This is a genomic window from Paenibacillus polymyxa M1 (genome assembly GCF_000237325.1).
Lineage (GTDB): Bacteria > Bacillota > Bacilli > Paenibacillales > Paenibacillaceae > Paenibacillus > Paenibacillus polymyxa_C.
On record NC_017542.1, the window covers coordinates 769,438 to 789,244 of the forward strand.

A 19,807-nucleotide genomic window follows, 5' to 3' on the forward strand; every position below is an offset into this window, starting at 1 on the left:
TGGTGGAAACCCCCTCTTCTAAGAAGAGGGGGTTTTTGTTAACTCCAAGGTAAATTTTTGAGTAGACTTCGACTATTCGGCAGAGGAACCTAAATCCGTAATGGTTAGTTTAATATCGAAGGTTACAGGGATTTTACTGAACTTATAATCCCAATCATCTTTTACTTTTTTCCACACCTGTGGTTTATCAATTTTCAGGTGATCACCAAAGCCGGCAACATCGACTTTATATTCGGATTGTAATTTGTGCATAAGAGACTTAATCCTTCTAGTCACTTGTTTTTCAAACTCTTGCTCAGCTTCTTTCATGTTCCGCGTCTCAGTTGGGTCTACCTTCTCATCCCAGTTTTCGATTAAACGCCCTTTGGATTCAATTTTTACGTGAAAGGAGATGTCGTCGTCCTTGCCCACTTTAGTTGTTATTTTGCTTTTTACCGATTTGATTTCATAAGTTATGGCTTCATTCCGCTTGTCATACGTTTTGACAGCTCCGCCCTCAACATCACCTGTAATCCATCCAATACTCTCCACGTCTTGTTGTCCCAAAGCACCAATCCAGTGACCGGTTTCCCCTTTAATAATGCCGGCACCTGAAAATTCTAATTCTCCCTTAGATTCAGTAATGTTTTGCAGTATATAGCTTTTTTTGGAGTGCATTAACCCATCTAATTCAGACAAATTGACTCCCCTCATTACCTTGCTGGTTCTAAAATGGTTACGAAGCATATTCAGAATATGAATAGACGGAATTTCGCCTGTATATTTGGTAACTAAGGTGTTGGCTGCTCGATCCTTACTTAAGAAAACCATACAACTTGGACGAATATCATTATCACGTAGCACAAAATCCATCAATTGTTGCATCGTTTGTAGTTTTGCCAGTTCGGTGGAAACCACGATGACTTTTAGGTGGTGACCAATAACGGGGCGATCCAAACGGAGAGAGAGCTGTCGGAAGATTTCAAGTATAGAATCACCGGTGCCAGCTATATTTACATAGTTTAGCTCTTGTCCACCGTCGCCGCCTTGTTGATTTGTGCTTCCGGATGATTTTTTGGGGACGATTTGTACGCTGGTCGTAATTGTATTTTTCTTGAAGTAACGGCTGCCTTTCTTCTCCAGCTCCTGTTCCAATGGACTGAGCTCTCCCTTATCGAGAGCCAATCCTGTATATATGCTAAGCTCCTCTACTTCCTTGCTGCTCCAGCAGCCGACTTGAGTCACCAGCAGAATGAAAGCAAGCAGCAAGGATAGGAAAGATCGTCTACACATTTTGCTTCATTCCCTTCTTCCTGATCATAAAAACGATGGAGAGAAGTACCGGGATCAGAAAAAATAATACGATTCCCATGTATCCGATCTCATCGCCAAGGCGAAACACTTCAGTCATACGAACAGGAGTCATCGTGGAAATAAAGATAAACGGGATTAAACCGAAAATCGCATAACGATATTTAAGACCAAATACCTGTGAGACACCTAAGGAAGCATTGAAGAAAAAACTACAGAAATTACAAAACATTTGCATCACCCAGATCACCAGCAGTGGAAACTCCAGACGTTCAAAAAGAAATCCGGGGATCTCAAAACTGCGCATCAAATTAATGGTAGGCCAAGTACTTGTCACAGTAGAATCTACCGATAGCCCGCCGATCACCATAACTACGGTCAAAAAATACAAAACTAATGGGATACTGATGCCCACTGCCATGGCCTTAAATGCTTTTTCGGGATGCTGCATAAAAGCGACCAGTGTCATGACGACTTCACATCCAGAGAAGACAAGAATAGTCGATTTTAGCCCTTTGATGACGGGTAATATCCCGTCACTCAATACAGGACGAAGATGATCAATTTCAAATATTCTTAAGCTAAAGAGAAAACAGAAAAGCAGAAAGAAGAGACTGATTGGAAGTACAATTTGGTACAGCCGCGCGATGGAATTAATGCCTCCAAACACCAAATAACTACCTACCCAAATGAATGGAATCACAATCGCCCAGATAGGTGTACCTTCAAGTAGAAAAAACATGGTTACTTCGGCTAACACACGGATCTCAAAGCCGGCTATAATTATAAAGTATATAATTAATAGCACGCTTAAGAATCCTCCCGGAACAGTGCCTACAATTCTTTTGGAGTATTGATACATGGTGTTTCTAGGAAACTGTTGACTTAATTTCACCATGATCCAGACGACGAAGATGACAATAGCTCCACCGATGAGGACAGAAAGCCATGCATCAGGAGTTTGTACTTGTTCAGTTACACCTCTCGGCAGTGTCAATATCCCCGCGCCCAATACGGTATTGGTCAGGAATACAGCCCCTTGCTTAGTTGTGATTTTATCATCAGAGCGTCTAAACACAGTGGCTCCTCCTTCGTATTGGGCATCATGATCTACGCTTGCGTTGTTGTGTTTTCATCATGACAGGTCTTCGTTTCATCAGAGACATAGGAGCCCGGATGTACAGATCCTTCCAATCGCTTAGGCGCATAGGGGAAAAGGGAGTTACATATGGTACACCAAAGCTTTTCAACTTCGTTAGATGGATACAAATTAACAGAAAGAACAATATGGTTCCAAACATGCCCAGCATTGCTGCAAAGAACATTCCGACAAAACGCAAAAGACGCAGGGTAATGCCCGCACTGTATGTCGGTATCGAAAACGATGAAATGGCAGTAACTGCAACTACAATCACAAGGAAGGGACTAACGATGCCCGCATTGACAGCAGCATCACCGATGACCAAGCCTCCCACAATGCCCATCGCAGGGCCAATGGGTTTGGGCAGGCGAATGCCGGCCTCTCGTAGAATTTCGATAGAGATTTCCAAAATCATGACCTCTATAACGGATGGGAAAGGGACGCCTTGACGGGTTCCGATAATGCTAATGACCAGCTTGGTTGGAATTAAACCGGGATGAAACGATATAAAAGAAATGTACAGAGCAGGCCCCATAAGCGCTATAAAAGCCCCGCTAAACCGTAGCAGACGTAATAGTGTCCCCGGAATCCATCGCTCATAATAGTCCTCGGGAGATTGAAGCAGCATACTGAAGGTCACCGGGACAATAAGTGCAAAGGGAGTACCATCCAGTAAGATCGCTATTCTTCCCTCCAACAAAGCATTAATAACACGGTCAGGACGCTCTGTATTATGAGCCTGTTGGAATGGACTTAAATAATTGTCTTCGATGAGTTGTTCCACATACCCGGATTCAGGTAAAAAATCCATGTCTATTTTTGATATTCTGCGGCTTACTTCTTCAAGAAGGTCTGGATTCACAATATCCTTTATATACGCGATAACCAGATCCTTTTTGATTCTGCTGCCCACTTGGAATTTCTTCAATTCCAAACTTTTATTTAAACCCTGGCGCCGAAGCATCGAAGTGTTTTCACTCAATACTTCCGTAAAACCGATTCTGGGACCCCGAAGCAATGCTTCAGAGGTTGGCTCATTGACGGAGCGAATAGCGCCATTAGGAGGGCCCACCAGTAGCGCTTCCTTCATTCCTTCAATTAATAGGGCTGTATGACCTAAAAGGATGAACTCGTACAGTTCCTCCATACGGGTAACTTCACTAATTTGCGTAAGTGGCATCAGGCTTTCTTTTATAAAAGAGTTACTTATACCTTCCGGTTGTTCCTGCTGATCCTGACCCTGCTGCTGGCCTTCAAACATCAAGACCTCCAATACCTGCTTGCTCATAAGTTTTTCATCCTGCATACCTTCTATGAAGACTAACACGGACCGAGCATGAAATTTCTTTACCACAAACTCACGAAAATGCACATCACTATTTTCGCCTATAGCTTCACGAATTGCCTGTAAGTCGGAATCATAATTTCCTGTAATTTTAGAGCTCGGTTCATGCTGCTGATCCATGTGCCCTTCGTTATGTTTATTAGAGAGCGGATGACTGGAAGAGTGTTTGGATTTGGCTCCCTTACTGCCGACAAACGAATAAATCGAGGTGTTTATATAATAAATGCCTAAAGGAATAATCAACGCGAGGCCAGCTTGAAAGAGTGTACTCCAGCTAGGAAGATAAGAAATGATTTTAGACCACATGCTGATTACCTCCAAACAATTCAATTCGTTTTCCCATAAGATACAAGTTGTTCATAAAGTATTCCTTATAACGGTTGTATTTACGCATGAATTGGAAAGATTCTTTCGATGACACTGCTATGATTTCCGGTCCTTACCTTAATCCCTTGAAATAGAATAGGGAAATCCCTAAATATTCATAATTTTAACTACATTGTGATCGAAATCACATATAGACCTATCTACTGTATTAGAATAGAAGCATAAACAATATTCATTAGAAACGTAGAGATGTCGTCGGATAGGAAGTAGCGTCGAATGAATGGAGGAACCGGTATATGATAAACAGTAAAAAGAAGCTTGTGGTTATAGGGAACGGGATGGCTGGTATCAATACGGTCGAACAAATTTTAAAATTAACAGATAAATATGAAATTACAGTCCTGGGAAGTGAGCCGCATCCGAACTATAACAGGATCATGCTCTCTTATGTGTTGGAAGGTAGTAAAACAATAGATGATATCATACTGAACGATTTGCAATGGTATGCGGATCAAGGGATTACTTTATATACAGGAAAAATGGTTAAAAGTATCGACGGTGAGCACAAGAAGATTCTCACCGAAGACGGACTGGAAATTGATTACGATGTGGCTTTGGTGGCTACTGGTTCACAATCGTTTATTCTGCCTATTCCGGGTAAAGAATTACCGGGAGTTATTGGTTTCCGAGATATCGCCGATTGCTCGGCCATGCTGGAAGCAGCGAAGACCTATAAAAAGGCCGCTGTCATTGGCGGAGGTCTATTGGGGCTGGAGGCAGCTAAAGGCCTGGTCAACCTCGGGATGGATGTTACGGTCGTTCATCTAATGGAAGATTTGATGGAACGTCAGTTAGACCGGGAAGCCTCTGCGATGTTGAAAGCAGAACTGGAACGTCAGGGAATCAAGTTTGCTATGCAAATGCAAACTGCGGAAGTGTACGGTCAAGATCGGGTACAAGGACTGCGCTTCTCGGATGGAAGCGAGCTGGAAGCAGATTTGGTTGTAATGGCCGTCGGGATTAAACCTAATATCCAGGTAGCTAAAGAAAGTGATATGGAAACGAACCGCGGGATTGTGGTCGATGATTTCATGAGAACCTCCATGCCGGATGTATACGCTGTAGGGGAATGTGTTGAGCACCGTGGAATCTGCTACGGTCTGGTAGCTCCGCTGTTTGAACAGGGAAGTGTGATTGCCAAGCATTTGGCAGGCGTGGATACTGAAGGCTATGCAGGATCGGTAGTTTCCACCAAGCTTAAAATTTCAGGGGTAGATGTTTTCTCAGCTGGCGAATTCATAACCCAACCTGAACATACGGCGATTGTAGCGAAGGATGAGTGGAAGCGAACATACAAAAAGGTACTGCTTCGTGATAATAAAATTGTTGGTACTGTACTGTTTGGCGATGTGAGTGAATCTGCTAGTCTGCAAAAATATGTGCGTCAGCAAACGGAAATGACAGATGAGATCTATGGACAGATCATGGGTACTGGATGCGGCAATCACGGGGCGAAAACGTCATCCGTTGAAACCATGGCGGACGATGAAATTGTCTGCGGTTGTAACGGTGTGACTAAAAAGGCAATTGTGGAAGCAATCAATGAAAATGGATTGACCACCGTTGATGAAATTAAGGCATGTACCGGAGCTACGCGTTCTTGCGGAGGATGTAAGCCGGTTGTTGAGCAAATTTTGCAATATGTTCTTGGAGACAGCTTCAAAACATCAGCCAAGCAGGGAATATGTGGTTGCACAACATTGAGTCGGGACGAAATTGTGGAAGCGATCAAAACCAAAGGGCTGACCACTACGCGTGAAGTGATGAATGTACTCGGCTGGCATAATGATGAAGGATGCTCCAAATGCCGTCCGGCGCTGAATTATTACTTGGGTATGATTAACCCTGATACCTATGAAAATGAGGGAGATTCCCGGTTTGTAAATGAGCGATTGCACGCGAACATTCAAAAGGATGGAACGTTTACAGTGGTGCCAAGAATGTACGGCGGGGTAACGACTCCAGAAGATTTGAAGAAAATAGCTGATGTATCGCTTAAATACAACGTTAAAGTTGTAAAAGTAACTGGGGGACAACGGCTGGATTTGATTGGTGTCCGTAAAGAAGATCTGCCTAAAGTGTGGGAAGAACTCGATATGCCTTCGGGATATGCGTACGCGAAGTCGCTTCGTACGGTGAAAACCTGTGTTGGATCGCAATTTTGCCGTTTTGGTACACAGGACTCGATGGGCATGGGAGAAGTGCTGGAACGGAAATTCGAACGATTGGATTTCCCAGCAAAATTCAAATTAGCGGTTAATGGTTGTCCACGCAACTGTGCGGAATCATGTACGAAAGATATCGGAATCGTAGGCAACGATGGGGGCTGGGAGATCTTTATCGGTGGAAACGGTGGTATTAAAGCACGGTTGGCTGATTCACTCTGTAAAGTAAAAACCGACGCTGAACTGATTGATATTGTAGGAGCCGTGATGCAATTCTACCGGGAAACAGGGCAATACCTGGAACGTACTTCCGAGTGGGTGGAACGGATCGGTCTGGAAGAGATTCAGAAGGCTGTCGTTAACGATACAGCTAATCGACAAGCTTTAGTAGAACGCGTTGAATTTGCATTACAACAGGTCGAAGACCCATGGAAAAAAATCATCCATGATGAGGATACACGCAAGAATCTATTTGAGGCTGTCACTCCGTCTATTGTGTAAAATTGCATCTAAAAATGCCTGAGGAAGGAAGCGAGCAAGCAAATGATCAAGAATGCCGAATGGCTTGTTGTCGGTCATAGCAAGGATTTTCCGATCAGAATAGGACGCACTATCCACGTCAAAGGTGCTGAAATTGCTGTTTTCCGCACTTCGGAGAATAAGCTGTATGCTGTTGAAAATAGTAATCCTCACCCTAAGGGGGGTCCTCTTACAGAGGCAATAGTATCTGGTCATTATATTTATGATCCTTTGTATGACTGGAAAATTGATTTGCAAACAGGCCTCGTTCAAGAGCCTGACCACGGACAAATTAAAACGTTCGCCGTCTGTGAAGAGGGAGAAGTAGTGAAAATATCGCTTGAGACGGTTTAATTCATGTGAGGGAAAGCATAAAAAGGGCTCGACAGGAACAATCCTGCAGGGCCCTTTTTGTTTTGGATCAGGTAATAGTGACACCTGCACTTGCGTAACCCACCACGGTGTTGACGAGGGAAACGCCTGTCGCAGTGGCAGAGAAAACCATAAGCAGACGGGTTTGCGCGGTTACGGGTATAGCCAATCCAGTAGCAATACCACTAGAAGTCGTTCCTAAAGCAACGATGTCAGTTAGTGGGGGAGTCAATGTAACGGTAGCTCCGGGAACGGCTATAAAGGTGTTATTAGGTGTCGGGGAACTAAACAACTGGGCAGTAATGCTAACGGATGATCCTAAGAGGGTTAGAGCAGCAGTTGTACTGAAATATCCGGTAATGGATGTGATTACACCCCCCCGTGGAACGGAAAAAGCAAAGTTAATGAGTGGTCCTACAAGCGTACCTGTGAGGTCTATAACCCCATTTACAAGGCCAATACCTGTAGCTGAGCTTCCGAAACCAATCAAACTTGTGGTTCCTACCAATCCGCCAAGAACGGTTGTCAGTATAGCAGGACCACCGGAGGCAAACGGGATAATTGCCCCTGAACCGGTGGCTCCAGTAACTCCAGTGGCTCCAGTAGCTCCGCCGACACCTGTAGCGCCCGTGGCTCCAGCGGGCCCGACCGCACCAACCGCGCCCGGCAGTCCATCAGCGCCGGTCGGTCCAGTGGCTCCAGCGGGCCCGGCCGCGCCAACTGCGCCCGGCAGTCCATCAGCGCCAGTCGGTCCAGTGGCTCCAGCGGGCCCGACCGCACCAACCGCGCCCGGCAGTCCATCAGCGCCGGTCGGTCCAGTGGCTCCAGCGGGCCCGGCCGCGCCAACTGCGCCCGGCAGTCCATCAGCGCCGGTCGGTCCAGTGGCTCCAGCAGGCCCGGCCGCGCCAACCGCGCCCGGCAGTCCATCGGCGCCAGTCGGTCCAGTGGCTCCAGCGGGCCCGACCGCACCAACTGCGCCTGGCAGTCCATCAGCGCCAGTCGGCCCTGTGGCTCCAGCGGGTCCGACCAAACCATCAGCGCCCGTAGCGCCCGTGGCGCCTGTTACACCCCCGGCAGGCCCAGCAGGCCCAGCAGGTCCGACGGCTCCGATAGGCCCAGCGGCTCCGACAGGCCCGGCAGGCCCTTCAGCTCCGATAGGTCCAGCGGCCCCTACAGGCCCGGGAGGTCCTGGTGGACCCGGTACACCTGCTGGACCAGGCGCACCGCCAGGCCCCACAGGTCCGGGAGGTCCTGGTGGGCCCGGCACACCTGCTGGACCAGGCGCACCACCAGGCCCCACAGGTCCCGGAGGCCCTTGTGGGCCGGGCTCCCCTGACAAATACGGTTCACTTAGTGCGTTGCTAACCGTCGTACCCGCAGTTCTGATTGCACGGATTAAACTGTCTTTAAGAGTTGAATTGAGGGATTCCTGTAGAACGATGGACAATAGGGCATCCAGCAGTTGCTGTAATGTAGTACCTACGCTGATCGGAGAGAAAGGTGTGGCTTCTAATGCTACAATAGCAAGTTCCAACGCCGCCAGTAAATCTGCCTTAGCCCCGCTTCTAAGTCTTAAACTTTTCGCCAGAGACAGCAATTGTCTTAAAATCTGTTGCAATAAAGATACATTAGCCGCAGAAGGGTTTGCGAATACAAGTGGGACGATCGAGGTCAATTCATGAATAAGCTTGAGAAGCGCTTCGATACTTCTATTATCTCTTGGTGGTTTGCAGTCCTCGTCTTTTTTTGAAGCACCACTGAACCTGAACGGTCTTTTATGTTTCATGCTCAAGTATCTCCTCCTCATTCTTCCTACTGTAGAGGTGACAGATGGTTAATCGCCCCGTTTTACAGATATTCATAATATATTTATTGAAGCGAAAAGGGTGAATACACAAGCAAAGCTTAATAAAATATTGATAACAAAAAGCGCGGTCCCCAAATAGCCTGGGACCGCGCTTTAGTGTGTAGTCTATTAGATTATACGTCTTCGAAAGATTTATTTGAAAATTCGTACCAGCAGTTCAGCCATCTCGCCTCTGCTGATGGCGGCTTTTGGTTTGAGTGTTCCATCAGGATACCCGCTAATCCAACCCGAACCTATGGCTTTCTCGAATGCTGTGGAAGCCCAGGAAGCAATCTGCTGATCATCTTTGTAAGATTGCAGTCCAGTAGGGCTGGAAACGGATGTCTGTTTCTGCATCGCGTGTGACAGGATCACCATCGCCTGTTCACGCGTAAGACTTTCATCAGGTCCGAACGTCTGAGCGGTTAGTCCTTGAATCCATCCCTGACGGTGAGCGGCATCCACGGCTGATCCAGCCCAGTGCCCCTTCATATCTGTAAATGAGGTAGACAGGCTTTCGTCTCCAGTAGTTCCTAAAGCCCTGATCAATATGGCTACAAATTCTGCACGGCTTACCGCACGCTCAGGGCGCATGTTGCCATCTTTATAGCCCTGCATCCAGCCTTTGGCTGCAAGAGATTGTAGGGACTTCGCTGCCCAGTGATCTTGTAGGTCCGGCCACACTTGAGCTGGCTCTTGCGAATCTGACGAATGGATTGGGTCATTTTGTACATCGGTCTGATCAACCTGAGACGCGTCCGTAGAGACGGCAACAGCGAAGGTACCTAACCGAGGTGTATTCAGACTCACACCCGACAAAATTCCTTGTGAATTTATCACAGCAGTGCCCTTTAGAATCTCGCGCTCGCCATTTTCATACATCACAAGAATAGAGAATTGGGGTTCTACATTCTGCAATTCACTTGAAGATTCGCTATCCAGCGGCAGAACGATGGACGAAGTCCCTGTCACGTTAGCTTTAATTTCTACAGCCGCTCCTATCAGCTTCAGGTTGGATTGTTGCTCAGCCCAATCTCGGAATTGCTGATCTGCCTGCTGAAATGAAATGGTAACGTCCTGCTGACCTGAGGCGGCCATGCTGGTTAGTGTGTCACTGGATAGCATCAGTGTTCCATAACGGGAGATCACCGAAGCTCCAATCTGCGCCCATTTATTCAGTACAGAATGAGTCAGGAGAACACGGCTCATTTGCTTTTCCTGCTCCAAACGAATGTCAGCGTATGCCTTGCCTTCGCGCAGTGCTTGTTGAATCTGTTCATCCAGAAATGCCGGCGAAGGAACAAAGAGGGAAACAGCTTTCCCTTGCTCTGAAAAAACGATCTGTTGTACGCCAGCAGACAGATCCTGATCCTCATTCTTATCTTTGTTAGACTTGCCTGTGTCCACAGTCACTTTAGCAGGGACGATGACTTTTATGGCCTGCGTCAAAGCATGAGAACCATCGCTTGCCTTCATGACATCCAATATTATAGTGACAACGGAAGGAGTGTCTCTCTGAAAAATAGTTCCGTCTGTACGCACGATGTCTGGTTGACTACTGCTGCTGATGGTCACACGGAAGCCATCGGGTACAGCAGGCAGAATAAGCATTGTATCACTTGTTGTAGGGGCAGGTATGCTTGTGATGGAATCCGCGACACGCTGCGCGGTTAATCCTTGTGGAGACACTAGCCCAGAGGGCGCGCTCTTCATGCCATTTACGTTTTGTAGCACATAGTAGCTGGCTCCTTCGGGTACTGGTGTAAATGTATATTTTCCCTCACTCGAAGCGATTCCTTCCGCTATAAGCTCCTGCTGAGCATTATACAGTTCAAGCCGTGCGTTCGGTAAAGCGCCTGTGACGATCACAGAGGCAATGTCCTCATCGCCTGCTGCGGCTGCAACAGCACGGGGCAGCACGTTTATACGGCGTTCTGCCGGCTCTGCAGTCCAACTTCCATTGTCGCTATAAGTATAGTTCAATACGTATACACCAGGTACATTCGTATCGACATTGCCGATACCTGAAAGATCGGGAATCAGAATATTGCCGTATACACTGTCCAGTACGCTGGCTCCTGGATCAGTGAAGCTATCCCCAGTTTCCAGAACAATTGGATTACTGCCGTTCAGTCGTACATAAGGTGTATTCGGCAATGCTTTCAGCACGGTAATCGTGAATGTTTTTTGGACAGAAGCTATACCTTTAGAAATCATAGCAATTAACTGTACATTCATATCACCGTCTGTATATTTAGGCCGATTCACCTGACCACTGTCACTGAGGATATTTGGTCGATCCGAAGACCAGTCGATCTGGGTGTCGAATGCCCCTGTACGAGGCAGGGTGATGGAATCCTTAATCCCTTCCGGGTAATCCAGATTTAGTGTTTTTGCCGCCAAATTCACTGCTTCATCAGCGCTTACGGGCAATGCGGGTACGAGCAGGCTGAAGGTTTTTCGAAGCTCAATCCCACCTCTTGACACAATCGCTTCAAGCGTGATGGTCTGATCGCCCTGTACGTAGGTAGGGAAGGTGACATGTCCAGTATGATCCAGGAACTGCGGCTGGCTCGACGACCATGACACCTGAACACCATTCAGAGCATCCTTTGCCAAATATACGTCTCCGGTTACTGTCGTTAGCGGTAGTTCAAGTGCTCTGTATGCTGCGTTCACGGCTTCAGTGTCGCTCATCGGCAGACGCAGTACGTGTGCAGTAAAATCCTTTGTTTTCGTTAAGCCTGCAAGTTGCAGGGTGGCCGTTAGGGTAACGTCGGTATCTCCACTACTGTAGGAAGGTCTGGTGAGTGTTCCATCTGCTGCAATGACAAGAGGTTTGGACGAGGACCATTCGATCTGCACTCCGCCATAACCGGATAAAGGGAGAGATACATTTTCTTGTACCGCAGACAAATCGCCAAGCGATAGGATATCTGCTGCTTGATTCAATGTATCTTGAGCAGTCATCTTCGAAACGGTAACTTCAAAAGTTTGGGTATCCGAGGCGGTTCCTTTTGCAATCGTTGCTGTCAGTTTTACCTTTTGATCACCCAGATCGTACCGCGGGCGTATTACAGCTCCTTCGTTCGTAATAACGTCAGGAGTATCCGAACTCCAGCTCACCGTCGTATCATTCAACCCAGTGAGTGGCAGGGTCAGCTTTTGGGATACCGATTCCACCGTATCTCCAGGTGCGAGACTTAGAGCAAGTGCAGCTTTTGCCTGTGCAACTCTCTCTGCATCGGTAAGTATGTTCACTTTGACTTCTGAGGGAGTGCTCTCCCCTTTAGCATTCACGGCTTGAACTGTGTAAACTGCTTCACCTGGCGGCAATGCTGAAGTGTCTATGAATTGGGTTAGGCTGCCTGTGTAGAGCGTTATACCATCACGCACGACTTTGTAGGAAGTTGCATAAGGAACGGCATCCCAGCTTAACTCCACCGTATTTCCATTTTTAATACCTGTAAAATGGCCCGGGGCCTGTGGAACGGGTAATCGCTCCCCATAAGCCGCGAATTCCATGATGGAAGCCCATTGATTGTTTCTTGCATTTCCTTGATCAATATATAATCGCAGGTATCGTGCAGTTACAGGGGGAATGCTTTTTTGAAAATTAGAACTCCCATTATTCTGCACGGTATCCACAGTCGCCCAATTAAATCCGTTGCTGCTCGTCTGCAATCGGAAACTGTATGGATCACGTTGATCGTTCCATCCATAATGGACACCCATACCTGTAACAACATATCGATCTACGATATACCAGTCTCTCAGATCTACCTGGATCCATTTTTCACCATTGCTTGCCTGATACCAGCGGCTTGTCGGGTCGACTGACCCATCCACAGCCCTGGAGGGATCATAGGGCTGGGTGTAACCGCTGGATGTAGTTGGTTTGTTAAACACTACATTTTCCCAACCGGCAGCATGGGCTTCATTCGTCCCTATGAACAGGAACGCACCACTGATCAATGGCATGAGTGGAACCAGCACACGGTAGGGTTTTAACTTATTGCGTGTGAAGCTATTGCCTTCGAGCACGCTATCACCTCTTCTTTATTAAATAGCACACTTATTGATGTATTCATATTATGGGCGGGAAGGGTATGGCCCCTCGGTAGCGATGTAGTAGTTTACATTCGGCAACGGGGAAGCTCCGCGCAAGTCAGGCAATGCAAATGTACGCACTCCATCACCGCCAAAATTAGTGCCCAGCAGGCTGAATAATACTGAATTCTGAGAAATATCCAGGAGTTGACCCTCGCATTTTATCCAGCCCTTAGGAGCGTACGTATACGGATACATCGTAATTTCCCCAATATAAGGCTCGGGCGATGCTTGAGCCTGTTTGGGACTGATTGCCGTTCCTCCTAACAAAATGACCGCCAGCAGACTCAATACAGCGGTTTTTTTCAAAAAATGATTCTTCATACCTACAACTCCTTTTAGATTCGAATAATGGACCACGAATTCAACAAATTTGTGACATTAGTCATAGAATGAATAGATATTATCATGGATTTCCACTTTTGCAATACAGTTCATCTATCAAATTCACCTTTTTATTCCTTTTGTGAGCAAAGAAATTTATTCCATCTGGTCCATCTTTCATGCATCTTTTTTCTAATCCAGGTAAATCTATATACAAATCGGGTGGAATTCAAGGAGGAATGAACGTGTGGAAGGTCATCGGAACTCATGTGCCCAAATGGAATGTGTGGGTGGAAGCCCTCTTTTTATTTATCATCCCTTTGATTATTTTTCTTACAGTACGACAACTTAAAGCGCTGGATGGCCGGGAAAGCAGACGCAAGGAGCGATTGAAGCTGCTAGAAGAGGAAGATCGTTCGGAGCAGGCTGATCATAATCCGTCTGTCAGTGAGGCAGAGAAGGCAAAGGGGACCTTTACCGAAGATTATGAAGCCAATGTAGCCAAAATCAGACAAGCAGTCACGGATATGGCAGACGTAAACGAACGATCGATTTTTTTGGAGAATCTGAACGCTGAAGGCACACTTTTTTTTGTAGATGGATTAACGGACAAGGTTGGCATGGATCAGAACATTTTAAAGCCGCTAATGGATTGGGGCAGCTCCGGGCAAGAAAGGGAAGAGCTTCCGCGAGGAAAAGAGCTTCGGGATATGATTGTTCACCAGGTCATGCTGGTATCGGAGACAGAGTATACGTTAGAGGTACAGTTTTCCTTGCAAAAGGTGCTGTTCGGTTCAGTCATACTCATGATTCAGGGCATACCCGGTGCTTTTGTACTGGGTACGCCCAAAGGGAGTACACGAGGGGTGGAAGACCCGATATCGGAATCGGTGCTGCGCGGACCACGAGTCGGCTTTACAGAGACACTCAGCGACAATACAGCGATGCTGCGCAGACATGGAGAAAGTACGGAACTGGCTATGTCTTCCTTCAAAGTCGGCAAAAGAGTGGAAAAACAGCTGATGGTAGTGTATTTCAGAGATATTGCCGACCCGGAGCTTGTAGATGAGGTGAAGCGGCGGGTCCAAACGATAGATATGGATGAGGTACTGGAGTCAGGCTATGTAGAGCAACTTATTGAGGATAATTTTCTCAGCCCATTTCTGCAAATTCAAAATACAGAGAGACCAGATCGAGTCATGGCTGCATTGCTAGAGGGACGTGTAGCGATTCTGCTGGACGGTACACCTTTTGCGCTTATTATGCCTGTAACGTACGGGATGATGCTCCAATCTCCCGAAGATTATTATGAGCGATGGCTACCGGGGTCACTTATTCGATTTCTTCGCTTTATGGCAACTTTCATATCGCTGTTCGCCCCGGCGCTCTATATCTCCTTTATCTCGTTTCATCCCGGACTGATTCCGACCAAGCTGGTCATTTCCATTATCAGTGCGAGACAGGGGGTTCCATTTTCGACGTTGATCGAGGCCCTAATTATGGAAATTTCCATTGAAATTTTACGTGAGGCAGGGCTTCGGCTCCCTAAACCCATCGGTCCAGCCATGGGCATCGTCGGCGGTTTGATTATTGGACAGGCCGCTGTTAATGCCGGGATTGTAAGCCCGATTCTGGTCATTGTGGTGGCGGTTACGGCCATTTCCTCTTTTGCTTCACCTGTATACAGTGCCGGAATTTCCATGCGAGTTCTTCGTTTCGGTGCCATGTTCACGGCGTCCATCTTTGGCTTGTACGGCGTGATCATGTTTTTCTTGATGCTGAGTATTCATATGGTGAAATTACACAGCTTCGGCGTACCTTTCCTTAGTCTAACGACCCCACGTTCGTTCAAGGACTGGAAAGATTACTTCATACGAGCACCGTTGCAATTTATGAAAAACAGGCCCATTTTATTGAAGCATAAAGACCCCAAGCGACAAGGATGAGTTCAACAACACAGGAGGGAGCAAGATGGCCCGTGGGAAAAAAACGGATAAAATTACAACGTTACAGACGACGGCAATTGTGGTTTGCTTTATGCTGGCTGCCGGGTTGCTTACCCTTCCCAGAGTAGCCGTTGAAGCTGCAAAAACACCGGATGCGTGGATATCTGTCATTCTAGCAGGGGCGGCCACTTTCCTGTTCGGATGGGTTATAGTCAAACTAAGCTCGCGATTTCCAGAAAGCACCTTTTACCAGTATGTTCAGCGGATAACAGGCAAATTCATTGGCAAAGGGATTGGCATGCTGATTGTTATTTATTTTGTTTGTATAGCCGCATTTGAAATCCGATCTGTGGAGGAAGTAACGTCGTTCTTTCTGCTTGAAGGCACTCCGGCGTGGGCGATTTCAGCACCTTTTATGTGGCTCTCTCTGTACCTATGCATGGGGGGAGTGGGTTCATTAGGAAAGATATGTCAACTGATATTTCCGGTTTCGGCGGCTATCTTTTTGCTGATCTGCTTGCTGAGTTTAAATATTTTTGAATTGAATAACTTGCGTCCTGTCTTGTCGGAGGGGGTAATGCCAGTGCTTAGAACGCTCAAGACTACAATCCTGACATTAACGGGGACAGAGTCCTTGCTGATTATTCTTTGTCGGATGGAAAAACCTGAGAAGGCAACGAAGGCAATCGGACTGGCGATCGGGATCGCGGTCGCCTTTTATACAGCTACGCTGATCCTCTGCATTGGCGCTTTTTCGTTGGAAGGAGTCTTGAGCAGAACCTGGCCATTTCTAGATTTGGCCCGCAGCTTTGAAGTGGAGTATCTGTTATTGGAACGATTCGAATCCTTATTGTTGACCATTTGGATCATGCAGATTTTTGCCACATTCAGTATTGCTTTTTATTGTGCTTCGCTCGGAGTATCTCAAATTTTGAATAGCTCTTATTCCAAGATGTTGTTCATTTTGCTTCCGTTTATCTACCTCTTATCCCAAATTCCGAAAAACTTGAATGAGCTATTTTCTTTTGGAACGGTTATCGGAAATGTAGCGTTCGCTTTATTCGCGCTACTTCCACTGCCACTGTTGCTTATTTCGTACTGGAGGGGGGCACGCTCATGAATCGTGTTCGTGTCCAGTCAGGATTACTCGGATTGATGGCTCTTCTGATGTGCTGTACACTTTCAGGTTGCTGGAGCAGTTCACCAGTGGAGGATCTAAATCTGGAGACAGGTATTGCTTTGGATATAGCGGAAGAATCCTCGCAAGAAAAACAAATTAATCAGGAAGGGGGAAATTATCCAAAAAAGGATTTAATTACAGGAACCTTTCAATTTGTCATTCCAGAGGAAAGCGGCGGCTCCAACAGCTCCTCTCCACAAGCCAAAAAATTTTTTAATATTACGGAAACAGGAGATTCTGTTTTTGAAATGATAAGAGAAATTTCTTTGCGGACCAATCGTCCTCCTATTGGGCAACATTTGAAAACCGTTATTATCAGCTCCAGTCTGCTTCGCAAGATTCCGTTGTATGAGCTGCTGGACTTTTTCTTGGGGGATAATGACATTCGGCCCAGCGTACAGCTACTGATTAGTACAGAAAAGGCGGGTCATGCGCTTCAAGAGAAAATTCCTGGTCAGATTCCTGCCTATATTTTAAAGGATATTTTCCAAAACCGGAAACGGAACGCACGGTTGATAAAACCCATGGCTTTGGTTAAAGTGATTGGACCCATGAAGGGCGAAAGAAGCTTTATATTGCCCAATGTCATTACAGCAGAGAATGAAATCAAGCTTGCAGGTGCGGGAATCATTAAGGGAAAGACGCAAACATACGGTGGTTATCTGAATGAGTCAGAGGTGGAGGGTCTTATGTGGATCAAAGGCGATCTGAAGGGAGGCGTGCTGAAAAGCAGCGATCCGAAGACCGGTAAAAACATAGCATATGAGATCAAAGCGGTGAAAAGCAAGATCAAGGCCATCGTTCAGGGGGATGACATTTTCTTTCAGGTCAAAATGACCTCCGAAGGACGTGTTTCAGAGGTGCATAAAAAGAATGAAAATTTGCGCAACAACAATGTGCTTGGACAAGAAGAGAGTCTTTTTCAGGAGAAAGTGAATTCATTGGCTGAACAAACCGTAGCTAAAATGCAAAAACTGAAGGTTGATGTGGGAGGTTTCGGAGAAGCCTTGAGGATTCAACATCCTAAAGTTTGGCGTAAGGTCAAAAAGGATTGGGATACCACCTTCAGCACCATTCCCGTAAGGTTTAGCACAGATATTCATATTGAAGATTACGGCTCTTCGATTACGACGGCAGACTGAGGAATTTCGTTTGCACCTGTTATGGACAAACCTTCAATACCACGAATCCAAGTGGAATTGAAGGTTTTTTAAGTCTATTTAAATAGAGATAGTGTTTCTTTCAGCCATGTAATATAGCTTTCTTCCCGATTAATAGCACGGCTCAGCACTAAATAATGGCCGAATTGACTAGATCCGGGCACTTGAAGGTTCTCGTCCAACCGTTGAAGGGATTTTTTACTTTCGTACAGGTATTCCAGCTTTTCTTCTCGTTTGGCAATCTGGTCCTCGAACAAGCGCTTGCTTTCTTCTTTGGGGATGGCTGCTGAGAAATACAGCATAAGCATAAACTCATCCTTTTCTGTTTCCGGTAACTCTTTGGGGCTTAGCAGCCATTCAGTTAGCTCCTGGGTCCCTTTGGGGGTTATACAGTACAGCTTCTTTTCCAGCTTGGCTCCCGTAATGGACGTGCGATATTCAATGAGTCCCTCTTCGGTCAGCCTTTTAAGCTCGGGGTAAATCTGACTGTGCTTGGCGCTCCAAAATTGTCCGATTTCCTGCTTGAATTGGCTCGTAATATCATAGCCGCTCATTTCCTCTTTGTGAACCAGACCCAAAATGGCATATTTTAATGTGCGTTTCAACGTTGTTCTCCTCGCAATGGGTATTTGACAATAGTATATCACAGCGCTACAATTTATATGTATCATAAAACATGTTTATATTTACATGTTTGAATGATTGTTTATTATTTTGGTGTCTTGTTCAATTCATAAACTCATAATAAGGAAAGAAGGATGCAAGATGGACAAGTTTATCGGCAGTCACATGATTTACACCTATGAGAATGGCTGGGAGTACGAAATATATATTAAAAATGAGGATACGATTGATTATCGCATTCATAGTGGGATGGTAGGCGGACGCTGGGTACGTGATCAGAAGGTCAATCTGGTGAAGCTGGTAGAGAATGTGTATAAAGTATCGTGGACCGAACCGACAGGCACAGACGTTTCCCTGAACTTTATGCCTGAGGAAAAACGGATGCATGGCATTATTTTCTTCCCAAAATGGGTTCATGAGCATCCGGAAATCACAGTACGCTACCAAAACGATTTTATTCCGCTGATGGAAGAATCGCGTGAAAAGTATGAAACGTATCCGAAGTATGTGGTTCCTGAATTTGCGGATATTACCTTCATCGAAAATGCAGGTGTAAACAACGAACAATTAATCTCCCAAGCGCCTTACGCTGGAATGACAGACGACATACGCGCAGGGAAGCTGCAAGTGTAATCGAAGTTTGTTAATGGAAGTTGTACAGCCTGAGCCTGTGGTAAGCAGTCTCAGGCTTTTTTACGTGAACTGGAGAGTGGATTGCTTAATGGAGTGGTGGAGGATGGTCGCAGCTTATATTCCGCCAGGCCCTGAGCGCCGTTACACGACATAGTAAGCAAGCCGCAGCAATGATGTTGATACTGTTCTGGATCAGGAAATTGACGATGGTCTTTATATTACAAAAAAACAACCCCAGGTCATCCCAGGGTCGTCTTTATGAAAAATATATATCTGCATTTTACAAAATGCTTGTTTAGCTGAATCACACGGGTGTTACATCCTGAATCACTTCTTCTTTTTCTTCTTTCCAGATCACGTTCTCGCGATAGTTAGATCCCCAATCGTACATCGCTCGCAGTACCGGAATCAAGCTTTCACCATGCTCGGTCAGTGAATATTCCACATGTGGAGGGACGACAGGATAGACTGTACGCAGAATGAGTTTATCTTCTTCCAGCTCGCGTAATTGATTGGTCAGCATTTTTTGCGTGATGTGGGGGATCAGCTTCTTCAATTCACCGAACCGCTTGGTGCCTTCCATACCAAGATGCCACAAAATAATCAGCTTCCATTTGCCACCGATGACCGCGAGAGTCAATTCTTTATCACAATTAATCAGTTTCAAATCAATCCGGTCTTTTACAGTTGTGATGTTCATCGACCTCCTGTCCGTAGTTATTCCAAGTATACTATGTATAACTACAGTACGCAAAAGGAGATACA

Annotated in this window: 14 protein-coding genes; 6 read left to right on the forward strand and 8 right to left on the reverse strand. The window is 46.1% G+C overall.

The window, feature by feature from the left end:
• Positions 1-72 precede the first annotated feature (72 nt).
• Genes PPM_RS03430 through PPM_RS03440 form a run of 3 tightly spaced genes read right to left on the reverse strand, consistent with a single transcriptional unit; the run spans position 73 to position 4,082 of the window.
• Complete coding sequence (locus PPM_RS03430; protein WP_013369298.1) at positions 73-1,272, reverse strand: Ger(x)C family spore germination protein; 1,200 nt, start codon at positions 1,270-1,272, stop codon at positions 73-75.
• Complete coding sequence (locus PPM_RS03435) at positions 1,265-2,368, reverse strand: GerAB/ArcD/ProY family transporter (protein WP_013369299.1); 1,104 nt, start codon at positions 2,366-2,368, stop codon at positions 1,265-1,267. Before PPM_RS03435 ends, PPM_RS03430 begins: the two co-directional genes overlap by 8 nt.
• A gap of 25 nt (positions 2,369-2,393) precedes the next feature.
• Entirely contained in the window at positions 2,394-4,082 is a 1,689-nt protein-coding gene (locus PPM_RS03440; protein ID WP_013369300.1) for a spore germination protein, read from the reverse strand.
• 317 nt (positions 4,083-4,399) lie between these two features.
• Between PPM_RS03440 and nirB the strand changes: the two genes are divergently transcribed.
• The gene (gene nirB / locus PPM_RS03445) at positions 4,400-6,829 is read left to right on the forward strand and encodes a nitrite reductase large subunit NirB (RefSeq protein WP_013369302.1); all 2,430 of its coding nucleotides are present in this window, start codon (positions 4,400-4,402) and stop codon (positions 6,827-6,829) included.
• Positions 6,830-6,871: 42 nt separating this feature from the next.
• Positions 6,872-7,201: a nitrite reductase small subunit NirD gene (nirD, locus tag PPM_RS03450; protein ID WP_013369303.1), complete on the forward strand. Its 330-nt coding sequence runs from the start codon at positions 6,872-6,874 to the stop codon at positions 7,199-7,201.
• Between the two features lie 67 nt (positions 7,202-7,268).
• On the opposite strand, the gene PPM_RS03455 is transcribed toward nirD, so the two are convergent.
• The 3 genes from PPM_RS03455 to PPM_RS03465 all read right to left on the reverse strand — a co-directional run bounded on the left by PPM_RS03455 (position 7,269) and on the right by PPM_RS03465 (position 13,499).
• Complete coding sequence (locus PPM_RS03455) at positions 7,269-9,005, reverse strand: exosporium glycoprotein BclB-related protein (RefSeq protein WP_014599455.1); 1,737 nt, start codon at positions 9,003-9,005, stop codon at positions 7,269-7,271.
• Positions 9,006-9,218: 213 nt separating this feature from the next.
• Entirely contained in the window at positions 9,219-13,109 is a 3,891-nt protein-coding gene (locus tag PPM_RS03460) for an immunoglobulin-like domain-containing protein (protein WP_013369305.1), read from the reverse strand.
• 48 nt (positions 13,110-13,157) lie between these two features.
• Positions 13,158-13,499 (reverse strand): phage tail protein, encoded by a 342-nt coding sequence (locus PPM_RS03465; protein ID WP_013369306.1) that lies wholly within the window; start codon positions 13,497-13,499, stop codon positions 13,158-13,160.
• Positions 13,500-13,744: 245 nt separating this feature from the next.
• Here PPM_RS03465 and PPM_RS03470 point away from each other — a divergent pair, with 245 nt between their 5' ends.
• The 3 genes from PPM_RS03470 to PPM_RS03480 are packed head-to-tail and all read left to right on the forward strand — an operon-like array spanning position 13,745 to position 17,767.
• The gene (locus tag PPM_RS03470; protein ID WP_013369307.1) at positions 13,745-15,445 is read left to right on the forward strand and encodes a spore germination protein; all 1,701 of its coding nucleotides are present in this window, start codon (positions 13,745-13,747) and stop codon (positions 15,443-15,445) included.
• Positions 15,446-15,470: 25 nt separating this feature from the next.
• Positions 15,471-16,565 carry a GerAB/ArcD/ProY family transporter gene (locus PPM_RS03475; RefSeq protein ID WP_013369308.1) on the forward strand — a complete coding sequence of 365 codons (1,095 nt, stop codon included), beginning with the start codon at positions 15,471-15,473 and terminating at the stop codon, positions 16,563-16,565.
• Positions 16,562-17,767: a Ger(x)C family spore germination protein gene (locus tag PPM_RS03480; RefSeq protein WP_013369309.1), complete on the forward strand. Its 1,206-nt coding sequence runs from the start codon at positions 16,562-16,564 to the stop codon at positions 17,765-17,767. Before PPM_RS03475 ends, PPM_RS03480 begins: the two co-directional genes overlap by 4 nt.
• A 74-nt stretch (positions 17,768-17,841) precedes the next feature.
• Here PPM_RS03480 and PPM_RS03485 read toward each other — a convergent pair whose 3' ends face one another.
• Positions 17,842-18,390, reverse strand: coding sequence for a PadR family transcriptional regulator (locus PPM_RS03485; RefSeq protein WP_013369310.1), 549 nt, complete (start codon positions 18,388-18,390; stop codon positions 17,842-17,844).
• Positions 18,391-18,550: 160 nt separating this feature from the next.
• Here PPM_RS03485 and PPM_RS03490 point away from each other — a divergent pair, with 160 nt between their 5' ends.
• Positions 18,551-19,042, forward strand: a complete 492-nt coding sequence (locus PPM_RS03490) for a phenolic acid decarboxylase (protein ID WP_013308656.1) — start codon at positions 18,551-18,553, stop codon at positions 19,040-19,042.
• A gap of 304 nt (positions 19,043-19,346) precedes the next feature.
• Here the strand turns inward: PPM_RS03490 and PPM_RS03495 are convergent, their stop codons facing one another.
• Entirely contained in the window at positions 19,347-19,742 is a 396-nt protein-coding gene (locus PPM_RS03495) for a winged helix-turn-helix transcriptional regulator (protein ID WP_013369312.1), read from the reverse strand.
• Positions 19,743-19,807 lie beyond the last annotated feature (65 nt).

What these genes read in the sequence shown, in the direction of transcription:
- PPM_RS03455 (WP_014599455.1), bottom strand. Translation starts at nt 9,005, where the DNA reads ATGAAACATAAAAGACCGTTCAGGTTCAGTGGTGCTTCAAAAAAAGAC.
- PPM_RS03490 (WP_013308656.1), top strand. Translation starts at nt 18,551, where the DNA reads ATGGACAAGTTTATCGGCAGTCACATGATTTACACCTATGAGAATGGC.
- PPM_RS03475 (WP_013369308.1), top strand. Translation starts at nt 15,471, where the DNA reads ATGGCCCGTGGGAAAAAAACGGATAAAATTACAACGTTACAGACGACG.
- nirD (WP_013369303.1), top strand. Translation starts at nt 6,872, where the DNA reads ATGATCAAGAATGCCGAATGGCTTGTTGTCGGTCATAGCAAGGATTTT.
- PPM_RS03465 (WP_013369306.1), bottom strand. Translation starts at nt 13,499, where the DNA reads ATGAAGAATCATTTTTTGAAAAAAACCGCTGTATTGAGTCTGCTGGCG.
- PPM_RS03440 (WP_013369300.1), bottom strand. Translation starts at nt 4,082, where the DNA reads ATGTGGTCTAAAATCATTTCTTATCTTCCTAGCTGGAGTACACTCTTT.
- nirB (WP_013369302.1), top strand. Translation starts at nt 4,400, where the DNA reads ATGATAAACAGTAAAAAGAAGCTTGTGGTTATAGGGAACGGGATGGCT.
- PPM_RS03430 (WP_013369298.1), bottom strand. Translation starts at nt 1,272, where the DNA reads ATGTGTAGACGATCTTTCCTATCCTTGCTGCTTGCTTTCATTCTGCTG.
- PPM_RS03480 (WP_013369309.1), top strand. Translation starts at nt 16,562, where the DNA reads ATGAATCGTGTTCGTGTCCAGTCAGGATTACTCGGATTGATGGCTCTT.
- PPM_RS03495 (WP_013369312.1), bottom strand. Translation starts at nt 19,742, where the DNA reads ATGAACATCACAACTGTAAAAGACCGGATTGATTTGAAACTGATTAAT.